This is a genomic window from Bradyrhizobium sp. Mp27 (assembly GCF_029953005.1).
GTDB lineage: Bacteria > Pseudomonadota > Alphaproteobacteria > Rhizobiales > Xanthobacteraceae > Bradyrhizobium > Bradyrhizobium barranii.
In genome coordinates this window covers 1-1,975 of record NZ_JASAUS010000439.1, presented here as the reverse complement: position 1 = coordinate 1,975, position 1,975 = coordinate 1, and the positions used below count along the sequence as shown (strand labels likewise).

Annotated in this window: 1 protein-coding gene; it reads left to right on the top strand. The window is 62.1% G+C overall.

Annotation, left to right across the window (positions count from 1 at the left end):
• Nucleotides 1–683 precede the first annotated feature (683 nt).
• A complete protein-coding gene (gene ltrA / locus QJT78_RS50730; protein WP_080587079.1) occupies nt 684–1,925 on the top strand; it encodes a group II intron reverse transcriptase/maturase in 1,242 nt (413 codons plus the stop codon).
• Nucleotides 1,926–1,975: the final 50 nt, after the last annotated feature.

The window sequence follows — 1,975 nt, the reverse complement described above, 5'->3', positions numbered from 1 at the left end:
CTTGCGTCAGGATAAGTCCTGGAAAGGAGGAAGAATGTAGTCTGAAACCTTTCAACGTGACCCAGAGGGTTCGACGCCCTCCCGGCAAAGGCGGAGCCCGCCAGCCGGAAGCGAGTCTTGCATGGGTGACGGCAACGTCACTCGTGAAGCGTAGACAGCGGGTACTGAAGCCCTGTGACCAGCCTCGAAATCACGGTCGTGCTGAAGCCTTCGCCGTGTTGGATCCGGGGGCAGCACTGGGAAAGCCGCTATGGCCAGGCTGACCGGTTCGGCCGGGGTCTCTGAGCAGGGCAAAGGTACGGGATGGGACACCAGGAAACCTGAGAGGTCCCGTTTGTGCCCACATGGGAAAGCCGGCACGGAGCACCGGCCACAGCAACGCTCCAGGCCTGATGACCGACTTGGCGAGCATCGGGAGCGCGCACGCGAACACGAAAACACCAAGGCATGTGGAATCCCGAGGTGAAGACATAAGCCGACGGACGCGCGCGGCGGGGAGTCGTAGCGGCTTCGTAGTACCGAGGAAGGCGGGGAACTGGGCTCACCGGGACCCGCTCGAGGGAAGGGAGCCGTCACGCGTTAAGACCCATTGACGAGAAACACGGGAGGGAACGCTGAGTCCCACGAACCTGTCCACGAAACGACAATGGATAGCCGATCTGGCGAGGAAGAATCCCAAGCGGGTGCTGACCTCGCTGCATCACCTGATCGACTGTGAATGGATGCTCGAGGCCTATCGCCTGACGCGCAAGGATGGCGCGCCCGGCATCGACGGCATGATGGCGACGGACTATGAAGCGAATCTGGAGGCCAATCTCGGTGATCTCCTGGCGCGCATCAAATCCGGACGTTACATCGCGCCGCCGGTGCGACGGCACTACATCCCGAAGGCGGATGGGACCGAACGGCCACTCGGCATCCCGACATTGGAAGACAAGGTGGCACAGCGGGCGATTCTCCTGCTGCTGGAGCCGATCTACGAGACCGACTTCTTGTCGTGCTCGTACGGCTTCCGACCGGGACGATCGGCCCATGATGCCCTACATGCCCTGCGTAATGGGTTCATGGAGCAAGGGCTGCGCTGGGTGGTGGACGTCGACATCTCGAAATACTTCGACACCATCGACCACGCGCACCTGCGCCGATTCCTCGACCAGCGAGTCACGGACGGCATCGTCCGGAGGATGATTGATAAATGGCTGAAGGCAGGGGTGCTCGAAAAGGGCGTCCTACGCCGCACGACTGGCGGAACGCCCCAAGGCGGCGTGATCTCGCCACTGCTTGCAAACATCTACCTGCACTACGTGCTGGATGAATGGTTCGAGCAGGTGGCGCGACCGCGGCTCAAAGGTCGATGCCAACTGGTCCGATACGCTGATGACGCGGTGATTGCCTTCGAGGACCACCTGTCCGGCAAGCGATTGCTGAACGTGCTGGATAAGCGGCTCGGTCGGTATGGGCTTCAACTCCATCCGACCAAGACCCGCTTCGTAGACTTCCGGTTCAAGCGCCCGGGTGGGCGTCACCCCGCGACGGCGGGGACCACATTCAACTTCCTTGGCTTCACCCATGTGTGGGGTCAATCGAGGAAGGGTAAGAATGTCGTCCGACAGATAACGGCGAAAGACCGTTACGCCCGCGCGCTGGCTTCCGTGACGGAATGGTGTCGGCTTAACCTGCATCGCCCGTTCCGGGCGCAGCACGCGCACCTGTCGCGGGTGATCCGGGGGCACTGCGCCTACTACGGCATCTCCGGCAACGGCCGACGGATCAGATGGTATCACCACCAGATCACGCGGATATGGAAGAAATGGCTCGCGCGGCGTGGCCGCCACAGCAATCTGCCGTGGTCGCGCTTCCGGGCCATGCTCGCGCGACACCCGCTGCCGACAGCCAAGATCGTCCACCAATATGCCGTCCCGTGAGCGAAGCTTACGCGTGAAGAACCGGATGCGGGTAATCCGCTCGTCCGGGT